The sequence below is a fragment of the Poseidonocella pacifica genome, from assembly GCF_900111875.1.
GTDB classification, from domain to species: Bacteria; Pseudomonadota; Alphaproteobacteria; order Rhodobacterales; family Rhodobacteraceae; genus Poseidonocella; species Poseidonocella pacifica.
This window is the reverse complement of the sequence record NZ_FOJU01000003.1, coordinates 416,107-441,687: the sequence shown is the minus strand read 5'-3', so window position 1 is coordinate 441,687 and position 25,581 is coordinate 416,107. Positions and strand designations below refer to the sequence as shown.

The window sequence follows — 25,581 nt, the reverse complement described above, 5'->3', positions numbered from 1 at the left end:
ATATGTCAGATTCGTGAAGTTGACTTCGCTTAGCATGCAGGTACGGTCCCGCATAGACAGGGACGGAAGGACCGCATGACCCATATTGATTATTATTTCTCGGTGTTGTCTCCCTTCACCTATCTGGCCGGAACCCGGCTAGAGGAGATTGCAGCGAAACACGGGGCAGAAATCACATATCGCCCGTTTGACATCATGGCCGCTTTTCCGCGTACGGGCGGCGCGCTTCCGAAAGATCGCCACAAGAGTCGCCTCGAATATCGTATGCAGGAGCTCAAGCGCCAAAGGGCGAAAGTGGATATGCCTATCAACTTTCGGCCCGCCCATTGGCCCACGAATGCGGCTCCGGCCTCTTATGCGATCATCGCTGCTCAAAATGCGGGCGGTGGCGATTTGGGTGCCCTTACCCATTCCATTCTTCGAGCCTGCTGGGCGGAGGAAAAGGATATCGCCGAAGATGACGTGATCCGTGAGGCGCTTTCGGGCGCCGGGTTCGACCCCGGCCTCGTCGAAAGCGGTCTGCTCACCGGCGCGGAAACTTATGGTGCCAATCTCGAACGCGCGGTGGATAGCGGCGTGTTCGGAGCGCCCTTTTACATCACGGATCAGGACGAGCGCTTCTGGGGGCAGGACCGGCTGGAGGATTTGGATTTGCACCTCGCGGGCAAGATCTAGATCGTGCCTCAGCTTGCGACGAGGTCGGTCGGGCGAGGGTCCGACCGGGCGCTTTTGCTGCATTGCTCCCTGAGCCATGGTGGCGCGTGGGGGCCGATAGCGAGCCATCTGCTCGATACGCTCACGATGCAGACACCGGACTTTCCCGGCCACGGGCGCTCCGCCGGTTGGGACGGGGAGGGGGACTACCACCACCTCTCGACACATGCCGCGCTCGATTTGATCGACGGCCCCCTCCACCTGATAGGTCATTCCTTCGGGGCTACTGTTGCGTTGCGCATCGCGGCCATGCGGCCCGATCTGGTACGCAGCCTCACGTTGATCGATACGGTCTTTTTCGCGGTCGCCATACAAGACAAGGGGGCAGGGTTAACGCGGTTCGATGCGGTACATTCGCCCATAAATGCCGCTTTGGAGGCAGGCCGATCTGAAGACGCCGCGCGGCTGTTTATGGCGGAGTGGGGCGATGGGCGACCGTGGGAGGCTCTTCCAGAAGCCCAGAAAGCCTACGCCTCCGAGCGGATTCACCTGATACCAGCAGCTGAGAAGATGTTGGTGGGCGATAGCGCGGGGCTTCTGCGCCCCGGCGCGCTTGAGCCGCTGACGATGCCGGTTCTTCTGTTGCAGGGGGCAGACTCACCGCCCATAATTCGTGACATTCACCAAGGCTTGGCGCGGCGGATACCGCAGGCCGAGCGTGTCGAGATCGCCAGCGCTCGGCACATGGTCCCCGTTACCCATCCGAAGCCTACGGCCATGGCTTTGACCGAATTTCTGAGCCGGGTTTAGAGCAGGCTCAGAAACTCCTCCACGGATGTCCGCGGTAGCGACCAGTCACACACGAAGCGCGCGAGCAGCATGTCGTCGTCGGACCCTCCATCGAGCGCGCTGTCCCACAGGTAATACTGCGCGCCGGCGGCCTGCAGCCGGGCGTGCGTGCTTCGGGGGAGCCGCGCGAAGATGATATTGGCCTCCGGCTCGTAGTCGAGCACTGCGCCCTTGGCGCGAAGACCCTCTGCCAGCGTTGCGCACAGGGCATTCGCCGCACGCGCCGTCTCAAGCCAGAGGCCGTCCCTGACGTATTCAGCCATTTGCGCGCCGAGAAAGCGCTGCTTTGAGAAAAGGTGCGCGCCGCGTTTGCGGCGGAGCTGCACCTCCCAGTCCGGGTCGGGATCGAACATGACGATCGCTTCGACGCCCATCAGCCCATTCTTGGTGCCACCAAACGACAGGGCGTCCACGCCTGCCTTCCACGTGAGTTCCGCGGGCGTAACCCCCAGACTGACCACGGCATTCGCAAACCGTGCGCCATCCATGTGCACCTTGAGGCCGTAGCCGTGGGCGACATCGCAAATCGCGCGGATCTCTGCGGGGGAATACAGCGTTCCCTTTTCCGTGGCTTGCGTTATCGAGACCGGGCCTCGCTGCGGCCCATGTACGCCGCGGATCTCTTCGGCCTCTATGGCCGCACGGAGCGATTCAGGTGTCAGCTTCTCTCCATCCCCGACGAGGGTAAGCTTTGCCCCTCCGGAGTAGAATTCAGGCGCGTTGCACTCATCTTCGTGGATATGGGCCACCGAGGAGCAGAAAGTCGTCGCCCATGGCGGACAGAGCGCGGCAAGCGCGATTGAGTTTGCTGCGGTGCCAGTGGCCACAAGATTGACGGAAGCCTTCGGTGCCTCGAGCACGTCGCGCAGGTTTGCCACCGCGGCGGCGGTCCAGTCATCCGCGCCATAGGGTGCTGCGAATCCGCTGTTCGCTTCGGTCAAGGCGCGCATGATCGCCGGGTGGGCGGGCCCGGTATTGTCAGACATGAAAAACATCAGAGCGGCTCCTCGATTATGTGGTCTTCCCACTCGTCATCGTCGATTTCGTGTTCGGAAACGGTCAGCCCCCGGACGGACACGCCCGCGTCATGCACACTCTCAGCAGTCCCCGTCAGTAGCGGGTGCCAGTGATACAGCGGCTCCCCTTCCCACAAGAGTTTGTAGGCGCAGGTTTCGGGGAGCCAATAGGCGTGCTTCTCAATGCTCTTTGGCGTGATCTGGATACACTCCGGAACGAATTGCCGCCGGATGGGGTATTGTGAGCACCGGCATGTCGCGTCGTCGAGAAGGCGGCATGCGACGCGGGTCAATGCCACTTCGCCGGTGTCCTCGTCCTCCAGCTTGTTCAGGCAGCACTTCCCGCAGCCATCGCAGAGCGCTTCCCACTCCCGCTGGGTCATCCGGGTGAGCGGGACGGTTTCCCAGTAATGCGGACGCAGGCCGCTGCGGTCGATGGGATCATCGCTCATAAGGTCACCAGTATGTCGCGGGCGCGCGCGCTGTCCGCATCCATCTGTTCGATGAGCGCATCGAGACCATCAAATTTTTCTTCAGGCCTCAAGTAGTCCACCAGCGCGACAGAGAGGTGCGCACCGTAGAGATCACCTGAGAAATCAAAGAGGAACGTTTCCAGATTGGGGCTGTTCTCACCAAACATGGGCCGCACCCCGAGGGAGGCGACGCCGTGGTAATTCCCGGCGTGAGGCCCGTCGAGCACATCCACCAGAACGGCATAAACCCCGAGGCGCGGCAGGTGCAGCCCCTCCATCGACATGTTGGCAGTGGGATAGCCCAGTTGCCGCCCGCGCTGTTCGCCCCCGATCACCTCGCCCTCGACACGGTGCCAGTGGCCCAGCATAGCGGCGGCGTCGCGCGGTTTCCCGTCGGTAAGCGCTTGCCGGATCGCGGTGGAGGAGACGCGGCCAACGGACCCTTCGAGGATTTCCGCGACGGTCACGCCAAACCCGAGTTCAGCCCCAAGCGTGCCCAGCAATTCGACATCACCCGCGCGGCCCTTTCCGAAACGGAAATCCTCGCCCACGACGACATGGCGCAGGCCGAGGCCCTCATCCAGCACCTGCCCGGCAAATTCCGCAGGGCTGAGTCCCGCCAACGCCGCGTTGAAGTTCAACTCATAGAGACGTGCCACGCCCATGCGCTCCAGCCGGTGCGCGCGGGCTTCGGGGTTCATGAGCCGAAAGGGGGTGGAGCTTGGCGCAAAATATTCTCTCGGATGCGGCTCGAAGGTCAGAACTCCAAGTGGGGCGCCGATCTCTTCGCCAGCTTTTCGCGCAAGCTCGATCACGGCCCGGTGGCCAAGGTGCACCCCGTCGAAGTTTCCGATCGCGGCGCTCGCGCCACGGTCGTCGGGGTTCAAAAATTGATAATCTCGCACGGTTCGCATGACGGGTCAGGTAGCCTTCGGGGCGACTGCGTGCAAGGGTCTGGAATTGCGCGCGCGGCGACGGTCTGTTACTCGCGGGCGACCAGATCACGAGGCGCCCCATGAGCATCAATACATTCGGCCATCTCTTCCGCGTGACGACCTGGGGCGAAAGCCACGGTCCGGCACTGGGCGCTACCGTGGACGGATGCCCCCCGGGGATCGCGATTGATGAGGAGATGCTCCAGCATTGGCTTGATCAGCGTAAACCGGGTCAGAACAAATACACCACACAGCGGCGCGAAGCCGATCAGGTGCGCATCCTTTCAGGCGTTTTCGAGGGGCAGACAACGGGGACGCCCATCCAACTGATGATCGAGAACACCGACCAGCGATCAAAGGATTATGGCGATATTGCCGAAAAATTCCGGCCCGGACATGCCGATATCACCTATTGGCAGAAATACGGAATCCGGGATTATCGCGGGGGCGGGCGAAGCTCGGCGCGGGAAACCGCCGCGCGTGTGGCCGCAGGCGGCGTGGCGCGCGCGGCCTTGGCGGATCTGGTTCCGGACCTGCGCATCACCGGCTATATGGTGCAGATGGGTCCCCATGCGATCGACCGGGCGCGCTTTGACTGGGACGAAATCGCGCGAAACCCCTTCTGGGTGCCCGACGCGCAGGCGGCCGCGGACTGGGCAGATTATCTGGACACGCTGCGCAAAAGCGGCGATTCCGTTGGTGCGATGGTCGAGGTGACGGCGCGGGGAATGCCTGCTGGGCTCGGCGCGCCGGTTTATGCCAAGCTGGATACCGACCTTGCCACCGCGATGATGTCGATCAACGCGGTAAAGGGTGTTGAGATTGGGGAGGGTATGGCCGCCGCCATGCTCACCGGTTCTGAGAATGCCGACGAAATCACGATGGGGCCGGAAGGACCGCTTTATTCGTCGAACCATGCAGGTGGCATCTTGGGTGGGATTTCCACGGGGCAGGACGTTGTGGTGCGGTTCGCGGTAAAGCCGACCTCTTCGATCCTTACGCCGCGCAAGACCATTACCCGGTCGGGCGAAGAGACCGAAATCATCACCAAAGGGCGGCACGATCCTTGCGTAGGCATTCGGGCCGTGCCGGTGGGTGAGGCGATGATGGCCTGTGTCCTGCTCGATCAAGTGCTGTTGCACCGGGGTCAGGTGGGCGCGAACAGAGGGAAGATTGGCTAGCTGGTCAGGCGGCCAAGCCCTTCGCGCCCATATCGAGGAACTTCTGCCGGCGGGATGCGATCAGAGTGCCGGCATCCTTGCCGTCGAACTCTTTGAGCGCTTCGGTCAGAGCCACGCCAACTGCGTCTACCGCGGCCTTGCGATCACGATGAGCCCCGCCCAGAGGTTCAGACACGATCCTGTCGATCACACCCAACTTCTTGAGATCTTGTGCCGTCAGGCGCAGCGCTTCTGCCGCTTCGCGCATCTTGTCGGGATCCTTCCACAGAATCGAGGCGCAGCCCTCGGGGGAGATCACCGAATAGACCGAATGTTCCAGCATGATGACCCGGTCGGCGGTGGCAAAGGCGACGGCACCGCCTGACCCCCCTTCGCCGACGATGACGGACACAACCGGCACGCCGATCTGCAGGCTCTTCTCGGTTGCCCGCGCGATGGCTTCGGATTGGCCGCGTTCTTCTGCGCCTTTGCCGGGGTATGCGCCGGGCGTGTCAACCAAGGCGACAAGCGGAAGGCCGAAGCGGTCCGCCAAATCCATCAACCTGTAGGCCTTACGGTAGCCTTCGGGCCGGGCCATGCCGAAATTGCGTTCGATCCGGCTTTTGGTATCGTTGCCCTTCTCTTGGCCCAATACCACCACGGGCCGTCCATCGAGGCGGGCAAGGCCGCCCATGACGGCCAGATCCTCGGCATAGTTGCGGTCACCGGCGAGGGGCGTGAAATCCGTGAAAAGGGCAGAGATGTAATCGCTGCAATGGGGCCGGTCCGGGTGTCGGGCGACCTGACATTTGCGCCATGGGGTGAGGTTCTTGTAGAGGTCAGCGAGCATGTTGGCGGCCTTTACGTCAAGCGCGCCTGCCTCGCTGTCCACGTCCATTGCATCGTTCTGCCGTGCGATGGCACGCAGTTCTTCGGCTTTGCCTTCGATCTCGGCCAGCGTTTTTTCGAAGTCGAGGTAGTTGGTCATGCCCAGTTCCCAAGCCCAGTATGTCTTATGCGGCATATATTGGATCGCATCCGCAATGCAACTCGATCAAAGCATGACGGGTACGAGAGTGATCAGCAGAAGGGCCGCCATGATGCGGTTGAAAACCCGCAACCGCGCGGGCCGCGCGAGGATGCGCCCCATCTGTTGCCCCAGCATGGTCCAACTCGTGGTGGAGACCACGGCGACCGCGACATACATCCCCGCAACCAAGAGCACCGCCGTCAGATCCCGGCTTGCGGCATAAAGGGTAATCGCTCCGAGGCCCATGGACCAAGCCTTTGGGTTGACCCACTGGAACCCCGCCGCTTGCAGGAAGGTGAGGGGCCGGCCGCCGGTCCGCGCCTCCGCGGGCGGTGCGGCATGGGCGATCTTCCATGCGAGCCATATCATGTAGAGCACCGAAAGCACCTTCAGCACGGTATAGCTCACCGGCCATGCATCGAAGAGGCGCATTACGCCAAGGCCCACCAGCAGAACCATCGCCGGAAACCCCAGCCCGATTCCAAGCATGTGCGGCACAGTGCGGCGAAACCCGAAATTCGCGCCGGACGCCAGAAGCATGAAGTTGTTCGGCCCCGGCGTGATCACGGTGACGAGGCAGAAGCCGGCGAGGGCGAGGATGAGGTCAAGTGTCATGCCACGTTTTATGCGCCCTATTGCGTGGCAGGGAATTGCATATTTCACACCTAAACGGCATTGTTTTGCAATCCATGCTTAAATCTGACCGCATAACCGACAAGATATTGCGCGAGTTGTCCGCGCAGGGCCGGATCAGCAACCAAGAGCTGGCCGAACGGGTCGGTCTTTCTGCGTCGGCCTGTTTGCGCAGGGTGACGGCGCTGGAGCGTGAGGGCGTAATCGCGGGCTATCGCGCCGTGATCGACCGAACGAAGCTCGGGCAGGGGTTCACGGCCTATATCGGTGTCGGACTCTCGGATCATTCCAAAGCCAGCCAAGAGGCGTTTGAAGCATCCATTTCGCAAGCAGAAGAGGTGCGCGAGTGCCATAATATCACCGGCATGATCGAATACCTGCTCCGGGTCGAGTGTGCTGACCTCGCCGCCTACAAGCATTTTCATACAGAGGTGCTGGGCACTCTACCGCAGGTGAGTTCCATAACCTCCTATGTGGTCATGGGCTCCCCCAAGGACGAGCGTGCTTGAGGCGGCTTATCCCTCGATCAGTTCTGCTTGTTTCACGATGACCTCGGCCTGCCGAACGCTGGCGATATCGACCAACCGGCCCTTGTAGACGGCTGCACCCTCTCCGCGGGCTTGTGCGTCCTTCATCGCGGCGAGGATTTCGCGGGCCTCTGTCACCGCCGCCTCCGACGGGGTGAACACCTCATTGGCGAGTGCCACTTGTTTGGGGTGGATCGCCCATTTCCCCACCATGCCAAGAGTCGCGGACCGCAGAGCTTGGGCGCGAAATCCTTCGTCATCGGAGAAATCACCGAAAGGCCCATCAACCGGCAGCACGCCATGGGTTCGACACGCGGCGACGATCGCGGCCTGCGCCCAATGCCACGGGTCCGACCAATGCTTCGCGCCCTCATGCCACATGTAGTAGTTTTCCTGCGTTCCACCGATCCCGGTGGTTGCCATGCCCATACTTGCGGCGAAATCGGCGGCTCCGAGGCTCATCGCCTGCAGGCGCGGTGAGCCGGCGGCGATTTCCTCCACATGGGCGATGCCAGCCGCGGTCTCTATGATCACCTCAAAGCCTATGGGTTTGGACCGGCCTGTCGCCCGTTCGATTGCCGTGACCAACGCGTCGACGGCATAAATATCCGCAGCGCAGCCAACCTTGGGGATCATGATGATGTCGAGCCGCTCGGAGCAGTTCTCCAGAAGATCCACCACATCGCGGTACCAATAGGGCGTATCAAGTCCGTTGATCCGAACCGAGAGCGTCTTGCGGCCCCAATCCACATCGCCGATTGCCTCTATGATATTCTTTCGCGCCTGCGGTTTGTCATCCGGCGCGACCGCATCTTCGAGATCGAGGTTGATCACGTCCGCTGCACTGGCTGCCATCTTTTCAAAGATCGCCGGTCGGGAGCCGGGTCCAAATAGCTGGCAGCGGTTTGGACGGGCGGGCGGCGCAGGCTGAAGACGGAAACTCATCGAAGATCCCTCGCAAGGAAATTTCACACTATTTGTCGATAGGGTTATTTAATTGCGTGATGCAATTCAAGTGCAGTTATGCAAGCGCAGCATTTTTGGTGACTTACGCGGTACGTGTGCAGCTAAATCCGCCGATTTCTTTGCATTGGGGGCGGAAATACCCGCACGGCGATATAGGATTGGCCTTGGCCCCTTGCACCTCGGCGGGTTTTCCTCCCCGTTGCGCAAGGCCAATGCGACACTAGGCTCGACGAATAGGAGAGACCCATGATCAAAACACCTTACCTCCTCTTTCTAGGCGATGCGCCGGATCAACTTGCTGCGAAAGTGGCGCAGGGTATCCGGGACTGGCGGCCCGACAATGCCGTGGGTCAACTGCGCTTGCCCGGTTGCGGCGCCGACGTACGCCTGCCGGACATGACGCTCGAAGAAGCCCGCGCCGCAGGGGCAGAGACGCTGGTGATCGGTGTGGCGAATCGCGGTGGGGAAATTTCTCAGAAATGGAAGGCCGTGCTGCTTGAGGCCATGGATCTCGGGTTTGATCTGGCGTCGGGCCTGCACAACCTGCTGCGAGATGAGGCCGACCTCGTCGAGAAGGCACGTGAGACGGGCCGCGCCTTGCATGACGTGCGCATCCCGTCGGTCAAATACCCCATCGCCAATGGGGAGCCCCGGAGCGGCAAGCGATGCCTCGCCGTGGGCACCGATTGCAGCGTCGGCAAGATGTACACCAGCCTCGCCGTGGACATGGAGATGAAGAAGCGCGGGCTGAAATCCAGCTTCCGCGCCACCGGGCAGACCGGCATCCTTATTACCGGCGAAGGTGTGCCGCTAGATGCGGTGGTTGCCGATTTCATGGCCGGGGCCGTCGAATGGCTGACCCCGCCTGCCGATGAGGATCACTGGGATCATATCGAGGGGCAGGGGAGCCTGTTCCATATTTCCTATTCCGGGGTCACCATGGCCCTGATCCACGGGGGGGCACCCGACGCTTTGATCCTGTCGCACGAGCCGACGCGCAAGCATATGCGCGGGCTTCCGGGATATGACGTGCCCACGTTGGAAGCGCTCCGCGATCTCGTGCTTCCCATCGCGCGTATTGCGAACCCGGCTGTGAAGGTCGTGGGGATCTCCGTGAACACTGCCGGGCTTGGGGAGGAAGAGGCCCTATCCTATCTTGCCGAAGTCGAAGCGCGCATGGGCCTTCCCGCCGTTGATCCGTTCCGGCAGGGTGCGGCCCGTCTTGCCGACGCGCTCGAAGCTCTCTGAGGGAAGCATCATGCAAATCGAGATCACACGGGACACCTTTCCGCTCGCCGAAGTCTTTACCATCTCCCGCGGCTCCCGCACCGAGGCGCAAGTCCTTACCGTACGGATCACCCTAGGCGGCGTCTCAGGCTGGGGTGAATGCGTCCCCTACGCACGGTATGGCGAGACGCTGGAGACGGTCACGACTGAAATCGAGAGCCTGCCGGAGCGCTTCGACCGGACGACGTTGCAATCACTGCTGCCTGCCGGGGCGGCCCGAAATGCGGTCGATTGTGCGCTGTGGGATCTTGAGGCGAAGCAGGCGGGGAAACGCGTCTGGGAGCTTGCGGGCCTGCCCGCGCCGCACCCGGAGATCACCGCCTACACGCTCTCTCTCGACACGCCCGAGAAGATGGAGGCGCAGGCCGCCAAGCACGCCCATCGACCCCTTCTGAAGATCAAGCTCGGCACGCCCGATGACATGGCGCGCCTGGAGGCCGTCCGTCGCGGCGCGCCAAACCCCCGCATCGTCGTTGACGCCAACGAGGGGTGGAGTGCGGAGGTGTATGCCGATCTTGCGCCGCATCTTGTCCGTCTTGGCGTGGCAATGGTGGAGCAGCCGCTTCCAGCGGGCGACGATGAGGCCCTCCAGGGGATTGACCGCCCGGTCCCGCTTTGCGCGGATGAAAGCTGTCATGATCGCGCCAGCCTTCCGGACTTGATCGGCAAGTATGACATGGTCAACATCAAGCTCGACAAGACCGGCGGGCTGACCGAGGCGCTTGCCCTTCGCGAGGATGCGCAGGCCCGCGGCTATGACATCATGGTCGGCTGTATGGTCGGCTCCTCGCTCGCGATGGCGCCGGCCACCCTTCTTGCGCAGGGGGCCATGGTGACGGACCTTGACGGGCCGCTTCTCCTCGCGCAAGACCGGGCGCATGCGCTGCGCTTTGATGAGGCGGGCGTGCATCCGCCCGAGGCGGCCCTCTGGGGCTGACCGGCAACACGAGGAGAGGCCCATGTCCCGCACCGTTTATGTCAACGGAGAGTATCTTCCCGAAGCTGACGCAAAGATTTCGATCTTTGACCGGGGGTTCCTCATGGCGGACGGCGTCTATGAGGTCACCAGTGTGCTGGGCGGCAAACTTATCGATTTCGAAGGTCATGCCCTGCGGCTTCAGCGGTCGCTCTCTGAACTCGATATGGTTGAGCCTTTGGGGCGTGATGAGTTGTTGGAAATTCACCGCGAACTGGTTCGATTGAACGCAATCGAAGACGGGATGATCTATCTGCAGGTGACACGCGGTTCCGCAGGGGATCGTGATTTCGTCTTTCCCGATCCCGAAACGACCCGGCCAACCGTCGTGCTTTTTACCCAAGACAAGCCCGGCATGGCGGACACGCCGGTCGCGAAGGTCGGGATCAAGGTCATCTCCATCGACGACATCCGGTGGGGCCGCCGCGACATCAAGACGGTGCAGTTGCTCTATCCTTCCATGGGCAAGATGATGGCCAAGGCCGCTGGCGCGGATGACGCCTGGATGGTCGAGGATGGGCAGGTGACGGAAGGTACTTCCAACAACGCCTATATCGTCAAGGGCAATAAGATCATCACCCGAGAGCTTTCTTCCGACATCCTTCATGGGATCACCCGCGCCGCCGTTTTGCGCTTTGCCCGCGAGGCGCAGATGGAGGTAGAGGAGCGCAGTTTTACGATCGATGAGGCCAAGCAGGCGGATGAGGCCTTTGTGACCTCCGCCAGTACTTTTGTAATGCCGGTAGTCGAAATCGACGGCGCGAAAATCGGAACCGGTGCGCCGGGCACTGTCGCGCCGCGCCTGCGCGAAATCTACTTGGATGAAAGCCGCAAAGCAGCGATCTGACCCGGCCAGCGCGCACTAGCTGCACTATGGGGGCGTATACGGACAAGCGCGCTCAGAGCCTACTTGCCTGAGCCTTCTTTGGCGCGGTTTTGCGAGGCTCACCGCGCCTCAATTCCTCTGGTGGGGCGCTCAAAAGCCATGGCCGAATCTGCGGGCTCCTGCTAGGTCTAGTTGAATGTCCCACCTTGACCCCCAGATAAGCCCCCGGCCCGTTATCCGGCAGCTTGACGACTCCGCTATCAACCGTATCGCCGCGGGCGAGGTGGTGGAGCGTCCTGCCTCTGCCGTGAAAGAGTTGGTGGAGAATGCGCTGGATGCGAAGGCGAGCCGGATAGAGATCGCCATCGCGGATGGGGGCAAAACCTTGATCCGCGTCACCGACGACGGCTGTGGCATGTCGCCGGATGATCTGCCGCTTTCATTGTGCCGTCACGCCACATCCAAGCTTGATGGCGAGGACCTGCTCAATATCAACAGCTTTGGGTTTCGCGGCGAAGCCCTTCCCAGCCTTGGAGCAGTAGGGCGATTGACCCTTACCTCGCGTGCCGAAGGCTTTGAGGCGGCCGAGTTGCGGGTATCGGGAGGCGAGTGCGGGCCCGTTCGCCCTGCAGCGCTCAACCGAGGAACGGTGGTTGAGTTGCGCGACCTTTTCTTCGCCACGCCAGCGCGTTTGAAATTCCTGCGCACGGACCGCGCAGAGGCACAGGCCATTACTGACACCGTCAAGCGCCTTGCCATGGCCGAACCCTTCGTCGGCTTCATCCTGCGGGACTGCTCGGGCGGAAATGACAGGACGGTCTTTCGCGCCGATCCGGAAAACGGAAACCTGTTCAGCGCACTGCACGCACGACTCCGTGCAGTGCTGGGGCGCGATTTTGCTGAAAACTCCCTGCCGCTGGATGCCGAGCGGGACGGGTTCCACCTGACGGGATATGCCGCCCTGCCGACCTATTCGCGAGGCTCCGCAGTACAGCAGTTCCTCTTCGTCAACGGACGTCCGGTCCGCGACAAATTGCTGATCGGGGCGCTGCGCGGCGCGTATCATGATTACCTTTCTCGCGATCGGCATCCGGCCGCCGCACTCTTTGTCGATTGTGATCCCCGACTGGTGGACGTGAACGTGCATCCCGCCAAGACCGAAGTACGTTTTCGCGAACCGGGCGTGGTACGCGGGTTGATAGTCTCGGGCCTGCGGCATGCGCTTGCCGAGGCCGGGCACAGATCGTCTTCGACCGTCGGCAATGCCACGCTTGGCGCGATGCGGCCCGAAGCGCCCAGCACGGCACCCCGCGTCTATCAGATGGATCGCCCGTCGAGCGCAGCGCGGGCCGTAGCCTATCGCGCGCAGGCACCGCATTTTGCCGAGGTCACAGAAGCCTACAGCGCCCGCGTGGTGGACATACCGAGCGAAGAGCAGGGGCAGGATGAAGCCCCTGAAACCCTTCCTCTCGGTGCCGCACGAGGGCAGGTGCACGAGAACTACATAATTGCACAGACCGAGAGCGGCATGGTCATCGTGGACCAGCACGCCGCGCATGAGCGACTGGTCTATGAGAAGCTCAAGCGGCAGATGGCGGAAAACGGCGTCTCCGCACAAGCGCTTCTGATCCCGGAGATCATTGAGCTTTCCGAAGGCGATAGCGCTCGGCTGTTGGAGTATGCTGAGGAGTTCGCCCGGTTCGGTCTCACGATAGAGCCGTTCGGCGGTGGCGCCGTTGCCGTTCGCGAAACTCCCGCCATCCTCGGTGAAGTGAATGCCGAGGCGATGATCCGCGACATACTCGATGAACTCGAAGACACCGGCGAAAGCCTGAACCTGCAGGCGCGTATCGATGCCATTCTTTCCCGCGTCGCCTGTCACGGTTCAATCCGCTCCGGGCGCCGTATGCGGGCGGAGGAAATGAATGCGCTGCTGCGAGAGATGGAAGCGACCCCGCATTCAGGGCAATGCAATCACGGCAGGCCGACGTATGTCGAGCTGAAGCTATCTGACATTGAAAGACTATTTGGGCGGACATGATGGAAGGGATGGATCAGGCAGTGGCCAATATGGATCAGCTTGGGATGATGATCTTGGGCGGGGGCGCGCTTGTTGTGCTGCTGCTGATCGTTCTCGCGATCAAGTTGAGCCGTGCCCGTTCCGATATCCAGTCCTTGCAACAGCGACTCGCGGTTGCCGACGAAAAGGAAATCCGCGCATCTCAGCTTCGAGAAGAGTTGGAGGCGACGAAGGAACGGGTCGAGGATGAACTGGAGCGGCGGGTTTCTGCGGAGTCCGAGTTGGAGGCGCGCAAGGCCGAACATGCGGCGCGCTTGCACGAGTTGCGCGGCATGAAGGCCGAAATGGAGGAGAAATTCGCCAACCTCGCGAATGGTGTCCTGCAGAAGAACTCCGATGCGTTTCTCGGTCTCGTGACGGAAAGGTTCAAGGCGCATCAGGCCACCGCCCAAGAAGATCTGGAGGGGCGTAAACGAGCGATTGAGCACCTCGTGAAGCCTCTCGACGAAAAGCTTGGCGTTTTCGACAAGCGGATTGGCGAGATCGAGAAAGCTCGCAATGAGGCCTATGGCGCGATCCGCGCGCAGGTGACGCAACTCGCAGAAGGGCAGAGCACGCTGGGGCAGGAAACGCGCAAACTGGTTCAGGCGCTTCGCGCGCCCAAAACGCGCGGGCGGTGGGGCGAAATGCAGTTGCGTCAGGTCTTTGACATGGCGGGCATGGCAGAGCACGTGGACTATGACCTGGAAAGTCACATGGAGACCGATGGCGGCGCGCGGCGACCCGATGCCATCGTGCATATCCCCGGTGGCAAGAGCATCGTCGTGGATGCCAAGACGCCGCTGGAGGCCTACCTCGATGCGCTCGACGCCGAGACGCCGGAGGCCCAGACCGCCCAGATCGCCCGCCACGCCCGGCAGGTTCGCGATCACGTGAAAACGCTGTCTTCCAAGGCCTATCATGATCTGTTGCACACCACCCCGGATTTTGTCGTGATGTTTATACCCGGCGAAACCTTTGTGGCGGCGGCCGCCGAAGTTGATCCGGGCCTCATGGAATTTGCGTTCGAGCGTAAGGTGCTGATCGCGACGCCCACGACGCTCATGGCGCTGGTCAAAGCCATCGCCTATGGCTGGCAACAGGAGAAGATGGCGGAAAACGCCGTCGAAGTGCAAAAGACTGCCAAGGAACTCTATGACCGTCTCAGCACCTTTGCCGAGCACATGGATGGCATCGGCAAGGCGCTTACCCGCTCGGTCTCGACCTATAACAAGGCGGTTGGGTCGCTTGAATCCCGCGTGCTGCCCTCTGTTCGTAAATTTGAGCAGATGGGCGTGGTCTCTGCGGGCAAGTCGGTGGAAAGCCCCTCCATTGCCGACAGCGAAATCCGTGTCGTGACGCTGCCCGGCGCAGACTAGGCGTTCCAGCGCACCACGCCGAGAGGGGCCATGTCGTACCCGCCTGCGGAGGTGGCCAACGCTTTGAATGATGATGTGCCGCAATGTTGCATGAAGGTTTGCATGGGCTCATCGAACCAAGCGGCCCGATCCACCAGAAGATCGAAATGCTCGACCGTCACGGGGCTGAAACCCAGCCCATATGGCTCCGAGACTGAGCGTAGGCCAAAGCACACATCTGCCCGCCCTTGAAGCACCGCAAGCACCGCGTCCTGTTCGCTGTGAACAGGGCCAATACTCTCGAAGCTTTCAGACTCGACCAGTGACGATTGTAGGTGGAACTCAAAAATTGCTTCCGTGCCCGCCTCTGCTTGCCTGCGAACGACACGCTTGCCGATGAGGTCTTCCATTCCGCGGATGTCGCCAGCTTCCTTGCGAAACACCAGCCCTCGCTGCCGTTTGGCCCAGCCCACCAGGACGGCATTCGCATCGGCGCAGTACCGCTTCGCAAAGGGAATGTTCCATTGGTCCAACGCCGCATCATAGATGTGCAGGCCCGTCGCTATGCCTTCGCCCGCGGCAAACCGGCGCAAGCCGTCCAATGAGCTGTCAAACAAGGTTGCCATTCCGCTGCGGCAGTCGCGCAAAGCGCGCTCAAGCAGTGGATCGTGGCTTCCCAGAAAGGTATTGGGCCGGTCCATCCCACCGGGCACGCCATCGCTGGAGGCGGCAATCCAGGCGCGGATGGCACGACGGGGGAACAACAGCTTCCCCGTCGCCCTTGTGCAGGGCACCGATCCTTTTTCGGCAAGGTCATAGACCTTGCGTTCCTTCACGCGCAGGAACTCGGCAAGCTCTCTGACGGTAAAAAACTCAGGTTCGGCGGCGAAAGGATCCATGCCCTCCTGATTAGCTGCCCGCGTTGGGGAAGAAAAGCTGCTTGCCGCCGAGTTGGTACCCGGCAATTGCGGCCTGACCCTCTTCGGAAAGCAGCCAGTCGATGAAGGCCTGACCTTCTTCGACATTGACGGAAGGGCAGGCTTCAGGGCTGACAAGGATCACACCATATTGGTTGAAAAGATCCTCGTCGCCTTCGACCACCACATTATAATCGCCCTTGTTCCCGAAGGAGAGCCACGTAGCGCGGTCGGTGAGGGCATAGGCCCCCATGCCCACGGCGGCATTCAAGGTCGCGCCCATGCCGGAGCCAGTCTCGCGGTACCACGATCCCGAACCCGCCAGCGGATCGATATTCGCATCGGACCAGAGCGCGCGTTCCTTCTTGTGCGTACCGGATTCATCCCCTCGGGACGCAAACAAGGCGCCCGCCTCCGCAATGGTTTGCAGCGCCGCCTGCGCGTTGTCGCTCCCAGCGATGCCAGCCGGATCTGCGGAGGGGCCGACAATGACGAAGTCGTTGTACATCAAGTCACTGCGCATTTCGCCAAAGCCATCCGCGACGAATTGTTCCTCAGAGGGTTTCGCGTGGACCAGCAGAACGTCACCATCGCAATTCTCTGCGTTCTTGATCGCCTGTCCCGTGCCCACGGCCACGACATTGACCTTGAACCCTGCCTTTTCCTCAAAGGTCGGAAGGAGGTGATCGTACAGGCCGGAGTTGGCCGTTGATGTGGTGCTCTGCACGATAATATCGGCATGGGCAGCGCTGGCTGCGAATGTCAGCGCTAGAATGGACACAAAGGTCTTCGTCATTTCCAAGGTACTCCCGTTATTTGGAAAGGTCAGAGCGGCAAGCGTCCTTCGAGATAGGCCAGAGCGGCGGCCGAGCGGGGCTTGTCGAAAAAGGTCGAGGCTAGCGTCTGTTCGGCGACGCGGCCGTCGTGAAGGAACACGATCTCATCGGCCAGTCGGCGCGCCTGTCCGAGGTCATGGGTGACGAAGACGATCTTGGTCCCTGCGTCATGTGCTGCGAAGACGATATCCTCGATCGCGCGCACGGAGGCCGGATCGAGGCTGGCCGTCGGCTCGTCGAGAAAGAGAATCTCAGGCTCGGTCGCAAGCGCGCGTGCGAGGGAGAGCCGCTGCTGTTCACCCCCCGATAGTTTGCGGGCCGGGCGCGCTGCAAGGTGGCTCAACCCGACATGCGCGAGCAGCGCATCGCGGCGATCAGGGTCGGGGCGGCCCCGTGTCTTGAGAGCAAAATCCACATTCGCGGCGACGGAACGGCGCAGCAGAACGGGCTTTTGAAAGACCATCGCTTGTCGCCGGCGAAGCGTGTCACCAGAATCCCTGGTGCTCCACCGAACCGTGCCCGCGGAGGGCGCTCGCAATCCGTGAAGCAGGCCGAGCAGCAGGCTCTTTCCTGCCCCGTTGTGGCCCATGACGACCGTGATCCGTCCCGGTGCGAGGGTCAGGTCAACGGGCCCCAGAAGCCGCATGCCCCCGGCATCGAAACACAGCCCCTCGCAAGAAAGCGGTAGCAGTGAACGCTTCTGTCGATTGATCGGCATCAGCCCGCCGAGCATGTGAAGGCGCGCATCGTCACGCATAGGCAGCCCTCGTTGCGGTAAGGCGCAGCCCATAGACCAAGGCATTGACGATAAGGGCGAGGCTCAACAAGACGATCCCGAGCGCTAGTGCGAGGGCGAGGTTTCCCTTGGACGTCTCCAATGCGATGGCCGTGGTCATCACTCGTGTGAGGTGGTCGATATTCCCGCCCACGATGATGACAGCGCCAACTTCGGCAACCGCCCGCCCGAACCCTGCGAGCGCAACGGTGAGCAAGGCATAACGCCCATCCCAGAGGAGCGCGGATATCGTCTGGATCGGGCCGAGGCCGAAGGAGCGGAATTGATCGGCATATTCACCGTGCAGGTCTTCGAGCACCTGCCGCGAGAGTGCCGCCACGATGGGAGCAATGAGGATGGTTTGCGCAATGATCATCGCCGACGGCGTATAGAGCAGCCCCAGAAACCCCAGCGGGCCTGAGCGGGACAGGGCCAGATAGACCAACAGGCCAACCACGACCGGCGGCAGGCCCATGAGCGCGTTGACGAGCACCAGAAGCGGACCGCGCCCGGGAAACCGCAGGATTGCGAGCAGGGCCCCGACTGGCAAACCGATAGCGCACGCGAGAGTAGTCGCGGTGAGGCTCACCTGTAGCGAAAGCCCGACGATCTCGATCAGATCGTGCTCCCCCGTCAGAACCATCTCCAGCGCCAGCCAGATAGCGGACGTTTCTTGCTGCATACTGCGAAATTTCCCCAGATCCGGAAATTATGCACAATAACGCACAGAATGGGACGGCATGCAACATCCTCCTGACGGGGTTGAACGCAGGGGGAGGCGAGTGCCATTAGCTTGGGATGGGTTCAGATGCGCAGGAACGGCTGCGCGAGGCGCGGAAAGAAGGCGTTGAACCGCAAGGGCGCTTCTGTCGCAGCGAGACAGATGCAATCCTCCCCAATGTCAGCCATGGGTGCATGGTCAACGCAGTCATCGGCGACTTCCAGATCGCCGCGCCCGAAATGTCCGTCAGCGTCGGCAAACGCACCCTGCAGCACCAACGTCAATTCCAACCCCTTATGGCTATGATCGGGAACGGCAGTGCCCGCGGGGATGTACAGCAGCCTAGCGCTGGCGGTGCGCGATGTTGGCAGGATGGCCTGCCGTACGCCCATGCCAACGGGCCGCCAACGCACGCGATCAACGCCGCCGCCGAGGTAATCCGCCAATGGCGCGGGAAAAACCGGGTCACGAGGAAGAGCGCGCCGTGTTGCCGGCCCTTTGCGAATCCGTGCCAATGTCGCCTCAAGATCGGGAGGCGGCACGTCTTTGTCCTCGGCCTGCGCGAGAAGGGACCCGCCAACCGCGTCAAAGCTTTCGGATTGGGCGCGGCACTGGTCGCACAAGGAGATATGGGCAGCGATGACCAGCGAGAAGGCCTCGGGCAGGGCACCAGCAGCATAGGCGAGAAGGAGGGCATCGGTCGGGTGGTGTGTTATCTGTCGTGTCATTCGGATGATCCCATCGCATGGCGCAGACGGTCAAGGGCGAGCCGTATGCGCGACTTGATTGTTCCCAAGGGCAAGCCCGTCTCGGCGGAAATCTCGCTGTGGCTCAGATCGCCGAAATAGGCGCGCTCGACCAGGGCCCGTTGTCGTTCGGGGAGCGCCACGAGCGCTTCTGCCAACCGGTGGCTGGCCTGTTGAAAGCTGACGATGTCTTCCTGAGCGGGTTCTGGTTCGGGGCCCCATGAGAGGTCTTCGGGCTCGGGGCGTCGCTCCTTGCGCAGCAGATCGATCCGCCGATTTCGGGCAATGGTGAAGATCCACGTCGCCACGCTGGCGCGGGCCGGATCGAAAAGATGTGCCTTGTGCCAGACCGTCGCCATGACATCCTGCGCACAATCTTCCGCTTGGGTATGCGACGCGCCGGAGCGCATGAGGAAGGATTTGATGCGCGGCGCGAAATGGTAGAACAGATCGGCAAAGGCCTCGGTATCGCGATCTTCGCGGATGCGCATGACATGGGCCACCCAATCCGCTCTCATGTCGCTCTTTGGTACCTGCACCCTGATCCTCAATATTCCGGTCCTTGGGGCAGGCATAGCACGCAGAGCGCGCGCTGTTGAAGCGCCGCATGACGGCTGGAACGTGGTTTTCTCGACCCGGAGTGCTGTATTGATCATGCAGCGTTTACGCAAAGCTCGGCTTGCCGGATCAAAAGAATTCTTCTCTGTGACAGATCCAATTCGCTCGGACCGCCGTAATGAGGAAAACACCTCTGAGGCGGAGCGCGAACAAACATGCCATTCGAAGAGAGACCAAATGGGTACCGCCCGAAGATTGCTGTCATTGGGGGCGGGATTTCCGGCATGGGCGCGGCGCATATGCTTGCCGATCACGCGGAGGTGGTTCTGTATGAAAGCGAGCCGCGGCTGGGTGGGCACGCACGTACCGTCATGGCTGGGCGACGTGGAGATCAGCCGGTGGATACCGGGTTCATCGTGTTCAACTATGAAAACTATCCGCAACTGGCGGGGCTCTTCAAGGAAATCGACGCGCCAATCGCGCGCAGCAACATGAGCTTTGGTGCTTCGATCGACGGAGGCCGGCTTGAGTACGGGCTTGCGACCATTGGGGCGCTGTTCGCGCAAAAGAAGAATGTCGTGTCGCACCGGTTTCTTCGGATGTGCCGCGATATCCTGCATTTCAACGCCAATGCGATGCGCCTCGCCGAGGCCGAGAGGGGGCTGACGGTGCGTGAGTTTCTGGTGCGGATGGGGACAGGGGATTGGTTCCGGGATTATTACCTCTCACCACTTTCCGGGGCGATCTGGTCCGCGCCGGTGAACCGCATTCTCGACTTTCCGGCGCAGTCGATGATCCAATTCTTCGATAACCATGCATTGCTGAGCCATACGGGGCAGCATCAGTGGTTTACGGTGAGGGGAGGATCGCAGGAATATGTCACCCGGTTGGAGGCGCATCTGCGCAAGGCGGGTGTAGAGATACGGACCGGGGCGCCCGTGGCATCCGTTCGCCGCATGGGTGAGAGCGTCGAGCTACGCCCCGCTGGCGGTGAAGGGGAGCATTTCGATGAGGTGATTTTCGCCACACATACGGACGTGACCTTGCGCCTGCTGAGCGATGCAAACGACGAGGAGCGCGCCTTGCTCGGGGCGATCCGCTATCAGCCGAACGAAGTCACGCTACATGCCGATGACAGGATCATGCCGCGCAGTCGTCGTGTGTGGTCGAGCTGGAATTACACAGAACAGCGGGACAAATCGGCCGAGCATATCGACCTGACGTATTGGATGAACTCACTGCAACCGATCCCGATGAACGATCAGATGTTCGTGACGCTCAACTCCTCTCGGCCCATCCGAGAAGAGCTGATCTATGATCAGGTGACGCTTGACCATCCGGTGTATGATCTGGGTGCGCTCGCCGCGCAGGAGGGACTCGCTGCCCGGAACGGAGCGCGGCGGACGTGGTTCTGTGGTGCGTGGATGGGCCACGGATTTCATGAGGACGGTTTGGCCAGTGCGGCAGATGTTGCCCGCCGTATTGTTGCCGGCTCGATGGCCAAGAGCATGGCCGCGGAATGAGCTACGTCGAGCATATAGCGGCCCATACATGCCACATGCGCCGCGGCACGCCGGCGAACGTGTTTCGTTATTCGGTAGACTACGTGCTTGTTGATGCAGAGGCCAAGTTGCTTGCGCCACGGCTCTTTTCCCGCAACGGGCGCAATTTGCTGGCCTTGAACGACCGGGATCACGGCGGCGCGCCGGGGCATGGACGCGGGGCGGAATGGGCCCGCGATGTGCTTCGGGAACATTCGGTTACCGCGGATGGCCCAATGCTTCTCCTTGCCCAGCCGCGCACGTTGGGTCACGTTTTCAATCCCGTCAGCTTTTGGCTGGCCCATGATACCGGTCGCCGCCTTCGTGCGGTGATCGCCGAAGTGACCAATACCTTCGGAGAACGGCACTCCTACCTGTGCGTGAAGCCTGACCGGACGCCGATCGTGTCGCAGGATGTGCTCGTCGCGCAAAAGATTTTCTATGTTTCCCCGTTTCAGCCCATCGAGGGCCACTATGAATTTCGCTTCGATATCAGGCTCGATAGGATCGGCATCAGCATTGAAAACCGCAACAGCGAGTCGGTTATGATAGCGACGTTGACGGGGCCGCGACGACCTCTGACAACGCCCGGCAGCCTTGCATTGTTGGCGCGCCGCCCGTTCGGTTCACGCCGCGTTCTGGCGTTGATCTTTTGGCAGGCCCTGAAACTGCGTCTCAAGGGAGGGAGGTATCGGGTTCGACCGCGCCCCCCGGAGCACGCGGTTTCCTGCGACTCTGACGTTGATAGGTTGAAGAATGACTCAATCGCGCGAAATGATAGGGTAAGATCGGTTTAGGGCGAAGGAGTTCAGAGTGCGGGATTGGCAGGGGAAGAGATATTGGATCGTCGGAGGAAGCGAAGGGCTGGGCGAGGCCTTGGCGCATGTACTGAGCCGGGTCGGGGCGGAGGTGATTATCTCCGGGCGGACTGAGGAAAGGTTGCAGGAGGTCGTGAACGCTTTGCCGGGCCGGGCGTCCTATACCGTGTGCGATGTTCAGGATCGCGACAGCGTCACCTCTGCTGCGATGCAGATTGGCCAGATTGATGGCCTTGTCCATGTAGCCGGGGTCTATTGGCCCATGAAGGCGACGGAATGGGACGCCGAGAAAGCGGAACTCATGGCCGACGTCAATTTCACCGGGGCGTTTCGCGTTTTGGGGCAGGTGGTGCCGCAGATGACGGAGCGTGGCGAGGGGCATATCGTGCTGACAGGCAGCCTATCGGGATCCCGCGGTCTACCGGGCGCCATCGGTTATGCCGCCAGCAAGGCGGGCGTGATGTCTTTGGCCGAATGCCTGCATGCCGATCTTCGCGGCACCGGTGTCGATGTCCAACTTGTCAATCCCGGTTTTGTCCGCACGAGACTGACCGACAAGAACGACTTTCGCATGCCGTTCCTGATGGATGCAGAGGACGCCGCAAAGGTGATCTTCGAACACATGAACGGCGAAGGGTTCAGTCGCAGTTTTCCCACAACCTTCGCATGGATGTTCCGTTTGGGGCGTCTGCTCCCAGACTGGTTGTACTACCGTATTTTCGCGTGACTCTGACGAATATCCGGTTGGTCAGACGAACGTCCGGTGGGGAAGCCTTTCGGCGGTATCGAGGTGCGGCGTTCCGCCAAACTGGCTGAGAAAGAGGTCATCTCCGCGAAACTCGAAACGGTGGATCGAGGTGTGGGCGATTGCGAGGAACATCTTGGTCTTAGCGCTCGTGTCCAGCCCGAGCGCTATGGCGGTGAGGGTCGCGATAACCCCGGTCGACGTAACCAGCAACGGGCGATCCCCGCCTGCGGCCGCGCTGCGTAGTGCCGCGAAGATGCGGTCGCGAAACTGCTCATAGGTTTCGACGCGATCGCTCATCTGGCCTTCTCTCCATACTCCGAGAACCTGCGGAACATGCGCGGCAAAGCTCTCTGGCGTATCGGGGAATGGCACGCCGTGGCTGTCGCGCAGCGATTGACTGAGGCCGAAGTAATCAAGTTCGTTCAGTCGCTCATCCCGCTCATGGGGAAGGCCCGCAATGTTGGCCCCTCTCGCTGTTTCGAGATGCCTGCGCATCGTGCCCGACACGATCCGGTCATAAGCGGGAACTGTATCGAGATACTCGCCCAACCAAGCAGCCTGACGATGGCCGAGTTTCGACAACTTGTCGTAGCTGGCTTCGTCCCGCCCGGCGGAGTTGGCCTGTCCGTGGCGGACGAGGGTCAGTTCGGTCATTTAATGCGCCTCCTGCTGCGTGGATAGGCGAAGGCGCAGGCGAGGAAAAGGGGGGAGTCAGGCCGCCCTGTGACCCGCGCCCTCAGTCCGGTTCAAATCGCGTGCAAGAGCCTGAAGTTGGAGGCGCAGCGGAGAGTCCGGGGCAAACAGGGCGAGCGGAACCCCCTGATCATTGCTGCGGATGACATTTTCACCAAAGTCCGGCAGCGTGGCTTCGATCGCAATGCCAAGCCCCTCGGCCAGACGTCGCACCCGTGCGCGCGCATTGAGTTCTGCAACGCCCGGTGCGCGGTTGAGCACATAGCGCATTTTTTCTTCTGTATGCCCCATGCTCCGCAACAATCGCGTAAGGCGAACCGTATTGCGTGAAGATCGCCGATCCAGATTGAGCACGGCAAGGATCAGGTCGGCCTCATCCAAGAGTGTCATGCTCGCCGAGGTGACGACCTGTGGAAGATCGACGATGACATAGTCGAAACGATTGCGCACCGCGTTGAGGATGCTGCCAAGGACGGGCGGAACGGCATCTCCCCCCATCGTGGGTTCAGAGGGCGCAACCAAGGCGAAGAGGCGTTCATGCACAGGCTGAAACGCCTGTATGATCTCCTCCTGCCCCACGGGGCCGGTTTCATTCCAGATATCGAACGTTGCGGGGTGTTCCCGAAGGTTAAGGTAACTCGCCACGCTGCCGAATTGGTGGTTAAGGTCGATCAGGCAGACCGATGGCCCATCAAGATCCTCCATATCCGCCAATTCCCACGCGAGATTGGTGGCAAGTGTCGTCGTGCCGACACCGCCAGCCACCCCTTGCAGCGCGATGATCGTGCCTTCGGCGGCGCGTTTGTCGCGCGCGGAGGACGCGGGCTTTGGACGCAGGGCTTTCTTCATCGCTGCGGCAAGATCGCCAGACGGAAGGGGGTAGGGGATAACGCAATCTGCCCCCAACCGAAGCAAATGATGCAAGGTGACCGCGCCCAATTCTTCGGCCACGATGATAACGGTGATGCCCCGGGCCTCGGCCTCGACAATGGCCTCTTCGACGAGTGTCGGGTCGTGCTCATCCTGTTGGCCAACTGCGAGAACAGCCAATTCAAGCGATTGCGCCGGTGCCTGACGCAGGAACGCCTGCGCTTCCACCAATTCCACGGTGGTCCAGTTCTCACCGACGGCTTCCTGTATCTCGGCGCCCACAAGAAACTCCATGGGGGCACGCGCGATCAAGCAGGCGATCAGACCTGCGGGATCAGGCTTGTTTTCATCTGGCGTCGTCATTTCACCCATTTCCCAGCGTTCGTCCATGGCGCACCCTCAATTCCGCATTTGCGGATTCCAAAGAGCAATTCGGCCCAAATTACGGCAGTAGAATGCAAATCTCTCGAAATTCTCGTTGAGAATGAGCGTAAATGTATCAGTATTTCCTTACCGCGAGCCCCACTTTTCTCACCTACACAGATTTGGTGAGCACCCTCGCGCTAGGGGTAAGATGACGGCAGGTGCGAAATCCCCGGGTTTCTCAGGCGTTCGAGCTCCTTCATTCATCCAGAACGCACAGATCATCCGCAAGCCAAGGGTGCATCTTAAGCGCTGGGTCGACCGATTGGCTCAGGAGAAGGTGGCGCATGGTGCGAGCCACGTCGCGCGGGACACGGTCGGCCCAATCGGCGCTGGCGAACAGGCTGATACCGCGGGCGAAAGGCTTGAAGGGGAGGGGATGCGCGTCGAGCGCATCATGCATCCGCGCCGCGCGCATAAACCCAAGAGCGGTCGTGATGGTCCACCCGACATTTCGTGACGCAAGTGTCATCAGGGAAAGATGTGCACCAATCTCGAATCTTTCGGAAAACTGAATTCCGTGTTGCGCCAGTTGCGCCTCGATCTGGCGGCCAATCAATTGCTCGCGATCGTATCTGAGGAAGGGCAAGGCGGCCAGATCCATCAGGGGATCGGGGCCTATTGGCGTTCCTTTCGGGGTCACGAGGAGGAACGGATCGCGCAGGAGGGGGTATTCGACCACCCCTTCGAGGGCGATGCCAGTGGTCGCGGCGACTGCGATGTGCAGCCGCCCGTTCGTAAGCATGTCCGTGATTTCGTGGCTCGGAGCCGTCACGAGCTTGAAGCGGCACCGCGTCAGGTTCTCGGCCAGGATCGTGACCAGTCTGGGCGTCAGATCGTTGTCAAAATCGTCAATTACCCCAAGGCTCAGGGTGCTGAGGTGCGAAAGATCCATCACCGACAATTCGCCTTGGGCAATGCGCAGTTGGTTCAGGATTGTGTCTACGCGTACCAGAAAGCTGCGGCCTGCCGGGGTCGGCACCATCGGTCGGCGCCCATGATTGACAAGCGCAATGCCAAGAGCGCTTTCGAGATTGCGAAGCTGTTGGGATACCGCTGGTTGGCTGAGGCCTGTGACTTCTGCGGTCTGGGCGACCGACCCGGTACTGGCGAGGGCGCTAAAGACCTCCAGCCCTCTCAATGTCACGCCTTTGGTCAGCATCCGCGCCCCCGTTCAATTTGCCTT

At 61.3% G+C, this 25,581-nt stretch carries 27 protein-coding genes; 12 read left to right on the top strand and 15 right to left on the bottom strand.

The features are described 5' to 3' along the window. The first annotated feature begins 75 nt into the window (after positions 1-75). Together BM234_RS10730 and BM234_RS10725 are read left to right on the top strand one after the other, a co-directional pair. A complete protein-coding gene (locus BM234_RS10730; RefSeq protein ID WP_092064468.1) occupies positions 76-675 on the top strand; it encodes a 2-hydroxychromene-2-carboxylate isomerase in 600 nt (199 codons plus the stop codon). A 3-nt stretch (positions 676-678) separates the two neighbouring features. Next, complete coding sequence (locus BM234_RS10725) at positions 679-1,464, top strand: alpha/beta fold hydrolase (protein WP_175501254.1); 786 nt, start codon at positions 679-681, stop codon at positions 1,462-1,464. Here BM234_RS10725 and BM234_RS10720 read toward each other — a convergent pair. The 3 genes from BM234_RS10720 to BM234_RS10710 are packed head-to-tail and all read right to left on the bottom strand — an operon-like array spanning position 1,461 to position 3,906. After that, entirely contained in the window at positions 1,461-2,498 is a 1,038-nt protein-coding gene (locus BM234_RS10720) for a threonine aldolase family protein (protein WP_092064462.1), read from the bottom strand. The genes BM234_RS10725 and BM234_RS10720 overlap by 4 nt on opposite strands. Further along, the gene (locus BM234_RS10715; RefSeq protein ID WP_092064459.1) at positions 2,498-2,971 is read right to left on the bottom strand and encodes a YcgN family cysteine cluster protein; all 474 of its coding nucleotides are present in this window, start codon (positions 2,969-2,971) and stop codon (positions 2,498-2,500) included. Before BM234_RS10715 ends, BM234_RS10720 begins: the two co-directional genes overlap by 1 nt. After that, a complete protein-coding gene (locus BM234_RS10710) occupies positions 2,968-3,906 on the bottom strand; it encodes a bifunctional riboflavin kinase/FAD synthetase (protein WP_092064456.1) in 939 nt (312 codons plus the stop codon). The genes BM234_RS10715 and BM234_RS10710 overlap by 4 nt, the downstream gene beginning before the upstream one ends. 101 nt (positions 3,907-4,007) lie before the next feature. On the opposite strand from BM234_RS10710, the gene aroC reads away from it, so the two are divergent. Next, positions 4,008-5,108, top strand: coding sequence for a chorismate synthase (gene aroC / locus BM234_RS10705; RefSeq protein WP_092064454.1), 1,101 nt, complete (start codon positions 4,008-4,010; stop codon positions 5,106-5,108). Positions 5,109-5,112: 4 nt separating this feature from the next. Here aroC and BM234_RS10700 read toward each other — a convergent pair whose 3' ends face one another. Further along, a complete protein-coding gene (locus tag BM234_RS10700; RefSeq protein WP_092064451.1) occupies positions 5,113-6,075 on the bottom strand; it encodes an acetyl-CoA carboxylase carboxyltransferase subunit alpha in 963 nt (320 codons plus the stop codon). Positions 6,076-6,141: 66 nt separating this feature from the next. Next, complete coding sequence (locus BM234_RS10695; RefSeq protein ID WP_092064448.1) at positions 6,142-6,732, bottom strand: LysE family translocator; 591 nt, start codon at positions 6,730-6,732, stop codon at positions 6,142-6,144. Positions 6,733-6,806: 74 nt separating this feature from the next. Between BM234_RS10695 and BM234_RS10690 the strand changes: the two genes are divergently transcribed. Continuing rightward, on the top strand, positions 6,807-7,259 hold the full coding sequence (locus BM234_RS10690) for an Lrp/AsnC family transcriptional regulator (RefSeq protein ID WP_092064445.1): 453 nt from the start codon (positions 6,807-6,809) through the stop codon (positions 7,257-7,259). A 6-nt stretch (positions 7,260-7,265) separates the two neighbouring features. Here BM234_RS10690 and BM234_RS10685 read toward each other — a convergent pair whose 3' ends face one another. Then, positions 7,266-8,222: an L-malyl-CoA/beta-methylmalyl-CoA lyase gene (locus BM234_RS10685; RefSeq protein ID WP_092064442.1), complete on the bottom strand. Its 957-nt coding sequence runs from the start codon at positions 8,220-8,222 to the stop codon at positions 7,266-7,268. Positions 8,223-8,489: 267 nt separating this feature from the next. On the opposite strand from BM234_RS10685, the gene dgcN reads away from it, so the two are divergent. From dgcN to BM234_RS10660, 5 genes are all read left to right on the top strand, one after another. Then, entirely contained in the window at positions 8,490-9,491 is a 1,002-nt protein-coding gene (gene dgcN, locus BM234_RS10680; RefSeq protein ID WP_092064439.1) for an N-acetyltransferase DgcN, read from the top strand. A gap of 10 nt (positions 9,492-9,501) precedes the next feature. Further along, entirely contained in the window at positions 9,502-10,467 is a 966-nt protein-coding gene (gene dgcA / locus BM234_RS10675; protein ID WP_092064436.1) for an N-acetyl-D-Glu racemase DgcA, read from the top strand. A 22-nt stretch (positions 10,468-10,489) separates the two neighbouring features. Next, entirely contained in the window at positions 10,490-11,353 is an 864-nt protein-coding gene (locus BM234_RS10670; protein ID WP_092064433.1) for a D-amino-acid transaminase, read from the top strand. Positions 11,354-11,528: 175 nt separating this feature from the next. Further along, the gene (gene mutL / locus BM234_RS10665; RefSeq protein WP_092064430.1) at positions 11,529-13,373 is read left to right on the top strand and encodes a DNA mismatch repair endonuclease MutL; all 1,845 of its coding nucleotides are present in this window, start codon (positions 11,529-11,531) and stop codon (positions 13,371-13,373) included. A gap of 8 nt (positions 13,374-13,381) precedes the next feature. Then, entirely contained in the window at positions 13,382-14,770 is a 1,389-nt protein-coding gene (locus BM234_RS10660; protein WP_245752584.1) for a DNA recombination protein RmuC, read from the top strand. Here BM234_RS10660 and BM234_RS10655 read toward each other — a convergent pair. From BM234_RS10655 to BM234_RS10630, 6 genes are all read right to left on the bottom strand, one after another. Further along, positions 14,767-15,648, bottom strand: a complete 882-nt coding sequence (locus BM234_RS10655; protein WP_092064427.1) for a helix-turn-helix transcriptional regulator — start codon at positions 15,646-15,648, stop codon at positions 14,767-14,769. The two genes, BM234_RS10660 and BM234_RS10655, sit on opposite strands and share 4 nt — an antisense overlap. Before the next feature lie 10 nt (positions 15,649-15,658). Then, positions 15,659-16,462, bottom strand: coding sequence for an ABC transporter substrate-binding protein (locus BM234_RS10650; protein ID WP_175501253.1), 804 nt, complete (start codon positions 16,460-16,462; stop codon positions 15,659-15,661). A 29-nt stretch (positions 16,463-16,491) separates the two neighbouring features. Next, positions 16,492-17,259 (bottom strand): ATP-binding cassette domain-containing protein, encoded by a 768-nt coding sequence (locus BM234_RS10645; protein WP_245752582.1) that lies wholly within the window; start codon positions 17,257-17,259, stop codon positions 16,492-16,494. Further along, positions 17,252-17,959 carry an ABC transporter permease gene (locus BM234_RS10640; RefSeq protein WP_092064421.1) on the bottom strand — a complete coding sequence of 236 codons (708 nt, stop codon included), beginning with the start codon at positions 17,957-17,959 and terminating at the stop codon, positions 17,252-17,254. The genes BM234_RS10645 and BM234_RS10640 overlap by 8 nt, the downstream gene beginning before the upstream one ends. Before the next feature lie 122 nt (positions 17,960-18,081). Beyond that, positions 18,082-18,726 (bottom strand): ChrR family anti-sigma-E factor, encoded by a 645-nt coding sequence (locus BM234_RS10635; protein ID WP_092064418.1) that lies wholly within the window; start codon positions 18,724-18,726, stop codon positions 18,082-18,084. Then, the gene (locus BM234_RS10630; RefSeq protein WP_245752580.1) at positions 18,723-19,262 is read right to left on the bottom strand and encodes a sigma-70 family RNA polymerase sigma factor; all 540 of its coding nucleotides are present in this window, start codon (positions 19,260-19,262) and stop codon (positions 18,723-18,725) included. Before BM234_RS10630 ends, BM234_RS10635 begins: the two co-directional genes overlap by 4 nt. Before the next feature lie 255 nt (positions 19,263-19,517). On the opposite strand from BM234_RS10630, the gene BM234_RS10625 reads away from it, so the two are divergent. Genes BM234_RS10625 through BM234_RS10615 form a run of 3 tightly spaced genes read left to right on the top strand, consistent with a single transcriptional unit; the run spans position 19,518 to position 22,388 of the window. Further along, positions 19,518-20,825 carry an NAD(P)/FAD-dependent oxidoreductase gene (locus BM234_RS10625; RefSeq protein ID WP_092064412.1) on the top strand — a complete coding sequence of 436 codons (1,308 nt, stop codon included), beginning with the start codon at positions 19,518-19,520 and terminating at the stop codon, positions 20,823-20,825. Continuing rightward, positions 20,822-21,640 carry a DUF1365 domain-containing protein gene (locus BM234_RS10620; RefSeq protein WP_092064409.1) on the top strand — a complete coding sequence of 273 codons (819 nt, stop codon included), beginning with the start codon at positions 20,822-20,824 and terminating at the stop codon, positions 21,638-21,640. The genes BM234_RS10625 and BM234_RS10620 overlap by 4 nt, the downstream gene beginning before the upstream one ends. A 16-nt stretch (positions 21,641-21,656) precedes the next feature. Beyond that, on the top strand, positions 21,657-22,388 hold the full coding sequence (locus tag BM234_RS10615) for an SDR family NAD(P)-dependent oxidoreductase (protein WP_092064406.1): 732 nt from the start codon (positions 21,657-21,659) through the stop codon (positions 22,386-22,388). 21 nt (positions 22,389-22,409) lie between these two features. On the opposite strand, the gene BM234_RS10610 is transcribed toward BM234_RS10615, so the two are convergent. The 3 genes from BM234_RS10610 to BM234_RS10600 form a co-directional block, all read right to left on the bottom strand. After that, positions 22,410-23,063 carry a histidine phosphatase family protein gene (locus BM234_RS10610; RefSeq protein ID WP_092064402.1) on the bottom strand — a complete coding sequence of 218 codons (654 nt, stop codon included), beginning with the start codon at positions 23,061-23,063 and terminating at the stop codon, positions 22,410-22,412. 57 nt (positions 23,064-23,120) lie between these two features. After that, on the bottom strand, positions 23,121-24,362 hold the full coding sequence (locus BM234_RS10605; protein WP_092064399.1) for a CpaE/TadZ family protein: 1,242 nt from the start codon (positions 24,360-24,362) through the stop codon (positions 23,121-23,123). 232 nt (positions 24,363-24,594) lie between these two features. Then, positions 24,595-25,557 carry a LysR family transcriptional regulator gene (locus BM234_RS10600; protein WP_092064396.1) on the bottom strand — a complete coding sequence of 321 codons (963 nt, stop codon included), beginning with the start codon at positions 25,555-25,557 and terminating at the stop codon, positions 24,595-24,597. Positions 25,558-25,581: the final 24 nt, after the last annotated feature.